Source organism: Armatimonas sp. (assembly GCF_043760365.1).
Taxonomy (GTDB): Bacteria; Armatimonadota; Armatimonadia; order Armatimonadales; family Armatimonadaceae; genus Armatimonas.
On record NZ_JAYUPA010000656.1, the window covers coordinates 1 to 4,042 of the forward strand.

4 protein-coding genes are annotated in these 4,042 nt (G+C 59.8%); 3 read left to right on the plus strand and 1 reads right to left on the minus strand.

Annotated features, from left to right (window positions below):
* The 3 genes from ACH2EH_RS15170 to ACH2EH_RS15180 form a co-directional block, all read left to right on the plus strand.
* Nucleotides 1-1,876 (plus strand): tetratricopeptide repeat protein (locus ACH2EH_RS15170; RefSeq protein WP_395142883.1); only part of this gene is annotated, 1,876 nt, incomplete at its 5' end.
* Nucleotides 1,873-2,103, plus strand: coding sequence for a hypothetical protein (locus tag ACH2EH_RS15175; protein ID WP_395142884.1), 231 nt, complete (start codon nt 1,873-1,875; stop codon nt 2,101-2,103). The genes ACH2EH_RS15170 and ACH2EH_RS15175, both read left to right, overlap by 4 nt.
* A 32-nt stretch (nt 2,104-2,135) precedes the next feature.
* Entirely contained in the window at nt 2,136-3,758 is a 1,623-nt protein-coding gene (locus ACH2EH_RS15180) for a CRTAC1 family protein (RefSeq protein WP_395142886.1), read from the plus strand.
* Nucleotides 3,759-3,826: 68 nt separating this feature from the next.
* On the opposite strand, the gene ACH2EH_RS15185 is transcribed toward ACH2EH_RS15180, so the two are convergent.
* Nucleotides 3,827-4,042: LuxR C-terminal-related transcriptional regulator (locus ACH2EH_RS15185; protein WP_395142885.1), on the minus strand; the 216-nt coding region annotated here is incomplete at its 5' end.

Genomic DNA, 4,042 nt, shown 5'->3' on the forward strand with positions numbered 1-4,042 from the left:
GCAGGCGGCGGAGCGTCAGCCTGACAGTGCTCGCATCCGTGATGCGTGGGCTAGGGCACTGATTGGTCAGGGAAATATCACCGGTGGCTTCAATGTTCTCACGCAGTTCTCCAAGGCCTACCCCAACGATGCGGAGGGCCACCTGAGTCTTGCACGTTTTTATGTCTCGCAAAACTCCACCGCCCGTGCGGGAGAGGAGCTGAAGCTCGCTCTGACCTACAACCCCTCTCTTGGTGAGGCCTGGTTCCTGAAGGCCGTAGTCAGCGAACACGGAGGGGATCAGGCGGCTGCGCTCAGTGCCATCCGCGAGGCAGTCGCGCTGCGCCCGGAGAGCGCCCCGGACCATGCCATGCTGAGTAGCCTCCTGCGCGACTCCAATGATCCGGTGGGAGCGAAAAAAGCACTGGCAAGAGCCATCGAGCTCGATCCTAAAAAAGCGGGCTACCATGAGGAGTTTGGGAGCTTACTGCTGGGCCAGCAGGACTATGCGGGGGCACAGAAATCCGCCGAGAGAGCACTCGCTTGTGACCCCGAAAGTGGAGAGAGTGCGCTGCTTCTGGGGCAGGCCCTCCAGGCACAAAAACTCTGGAAGGAGTCGCTCGCTCCCCTGGAGAAAGCCGCCAAGTCTCTTTTTTACGCTTCCTTACCCGCGAATCTGCTGCGCAAAGCCTACCGTGAGCTCGCGGAGGTCTCCAAAGAGCAGCTCTGGAACCGGGAGTTTCTGGTGCGGCGCGAGGAGGCCGATGCCTTTCAGCGTGCTGAGGAGACGCTTCGGCGCGCTCCGGATGCCCCTGCCTCGCACCAGGAGATGGCACGTCGCCTCGCACACCGCGCCGATGCCACCGGAATGCTACGGCATCTGGGGGCCGCGCAGCGCAATCCCGTTGACTCCCCAACCGTTCTGACAGCAGGAGCGCGCCTCTTGCTAAACGAGAAACAGGCACCGCTTGCCCTACTACTGCTGCGCGATGTGTTTAAGCAGACCCAGAAAAGCCCGGCGGCGTTTGAGGCGATGGGCGATGTGCTTCTGGCGCTCGATCGTCCTCGGGAGGCATCACTTTACTACCAGAGCGTGGCAGGCTGGGAGCCCGAGAAACAGGCCCGCTTCAAGGCAAGCCTCCAGCGTGCCTACGAGCAGCGCGCCGCACGCGGGGGCGAGGCGGAGAAAGCCTACCAGGAAGCGCGCACGCAACAAACTAGCCGACTTGGCCCAAGCCTCACCACGGATCCTATTGTGGAACTGCTCAAAAAAGCCATCGCCCTTGCCCCCGAAATCACCGACTACCGCCGGGCACTGGTACGCGCCTATGTGGAGCGCAAGGAGAACGACAAGGCAATTGTAGCGGCACGGGAGCTGCTCGTTCTCTCCCCCGAAGACACGCTCAACCGCGCGCTCCTAGGTGTCGCAATGCTGGAATCGTCGGTGCAGGAGAAAGACTTCGCCGAGATCTTCGCCCACTTCAATGCCGCCTGGCCAGATCCCGTTGCCCGCCCGATGGTTCACTACGGGCGAGGATTGTTGGCATTGCGGCGTAAAAACACGGACGAAGCCATTGGGGAGCTTAAAAAAGCGACAGCACTCTCGCCAGACTCCGAGCCCATCTGGTACCAGCTCTCCCAAGCGCTGCGCCTCAAGGGGGACGAGGCAGGAGCCCGCGAGGCACTTAACGAATCTACACGCATCCGGGATGCAAAACAAGCGGAAGTGGATGTGCTCAAGGCGATTGTGGATCAGCCCAACCGACCGGAACTCTATGACAGAGCCATCAGCTTCTATACACAGCGCGGAGGGTTGGCCCAAGCCAATGCCATCCGTGCCGAGCGGCAGCGCCGCTTCAGCCAACCTACATCAGGGAAAAAGGAAAAACGAGAGTGAACCTTAAAGAGAGTGCGGGTCCCATCGCGACCATCATTGCAGTGATTGTCGTCCTGGGGATCATTGTCTTCGTCGTCATCAAAGGGAACCAGCCCGATTCAGTCAATACCAATGCGCCCATCGGGCAGCCGCCTGGTTATGCAAAGGGAAATGTGCCTGCAGGGCAAGCTCCCGTCGGGAATATGTCCGCTCCGAACCAGGGTCGCCCCATGGGAGGCGGACGCTGAGACACGCTACAGGAGGTCTTTGCCTTCTGGGACTGCTCGCGCTCTCGGGCGCGAGCTGTCCCAAAACGCCGACCCAAAACGCGCCTCCTTCCGCCCCCGTCGGCCCTCTCTTTAGTGATGTCGGGAAGGCAGCGGGGCTGAGCTATGTCTGGGAGATTAGCGGCACGCGCCCCCTTAATATTCTTCAGACCATCGGCAATGGCTGCGCTTTTTTAGACTTCGACAACGACGGTAACCTGGATATCTTACTGGTTGGCCCCAAGCCGGGACTCTTTAAGGGCGATGGGAAAGGGAAATTCGCGCCTAGTAGTGCCCTTCCCTCCCTCACCGGGCACTTTCTGGGCTGCGCCGTGGGCGACTACGACGGCGATGGTTTTCCCGATCTCTACCTCTCTGCCTACCGGGGCGGTGCCTTGCTACACAACGAGAAGGGTGAGAAATTCACCGATGTCACGGCGGCAAGTGGCCTCAAGGCGCAGCCCTGGGGGACATCGTGCACCTGGGTAGAGCTGGTGCCCGGCTCCGGGAAGCTGGATCTGATCGTGGCAAACTACGCTCGCTTTGGCCCAGAACCGGGGATATTGCAGCTCTGCGAGGGCAAAGATGTTGACGGCAAGCCGCTGCAGACGTCCTGTGGCCCACGCCACTATGAGCCGCTCAAGGCAGTACTCTTTCGGAACCAGGGGAGCGGAAAGTTTCTTTCCGAGCCACTGAAACAGACAACGGGCCGAGGGCTCGGGGTCGCGAGCTGCGACCACAACGCCACAGGCACACTCGGAATCGCCTTCGCCAACGACGAGATCGCAGGGGACTTGCTCCAGAGCACGGCAGCGGGGCAGCTCAAAAATATCGGGCAGGAGTCCGGCACCGCCTACGACCGTGATAGCAGTGTCCACGGTGGCATGGGCACGGACTGGGGTGACTACGACAACGACGGCAAGCCTGACTTAGTGGTCGCCACGTTTCAGAACGAGCCTAAATCGCTCTACCACAACGAAGGCAGCAACTTCTTCACCGATGTCAGCTACCCGGTGGGCCTAGGTGCCGCGACACGCCCGTATGTCGCCTTTGGAACCCGCTTCTTTGACTACGACAACGACGGCTGGCTGGATCTTGCCTTTGCTAACGGCCATGTCCAAGACAATATCGCCCGCATTGATAAGAGCACCACCTACCGCCAGACCTCCCAGCTTTTCCACAACCGGGGTGCGATCGCCAAGAACGAGCCGCAGTTCGAGGAAGTCAGCCAGAGAGTTGCGGCACTCAAGAAGCCGATGGTAGGGCGCGGTCTGGCAACCGGCGACTACGACAACGACGGGCGCATGGACCTGCTGATCGTTGACAGTGAGGGCGAGCCGCTTCTGCTACACAACGAAACAACTCAGACCGGACACTGGCTCGGGCTACAGCTAGAGGGAACAAAGAGCAATCGAAGTGGCTACGGTGCTCGGGTTACCGTGGAGGCAGGGGGACGTAAGCTCGTGCGCTACTGCCGCGCCGATGGTTCCTACCTCTCTAGCTCGGATTCCCGCGTCCATATTGGGCTGGGAGCGGCGAGCAAAGTGGATAAAGTGGAGATCCACTGGCCCAGCGGACAGACCGATACCTTGACAGAATGCGCCCTCGACAGCTATGTTAAGGTGCGCGAAAAATAAATCAACAAAACACCCCTGGAGCCTAGCTCCCGGGGTGTTCTTGTGTGTGTGATTGAGTTCTCCGAAATTTACTGCGGGTTGTTGCTACCCGGGTAGGCCAGTAGCCCACGTCGTGTTGCCTCGCGAAAGGCCTGAAGACGGTTGGTTACACTGAGCTTGCTGTAGATATTAGCCAGATGAAAATCAACGGTTCGCTTGCTCACGTAGAGCTGATCCGCCACTTCTTTGCTGGACTTTCCCTCAATGACGAGAGATAGTACTTCGACCTCACGCTTGGTGAGTTT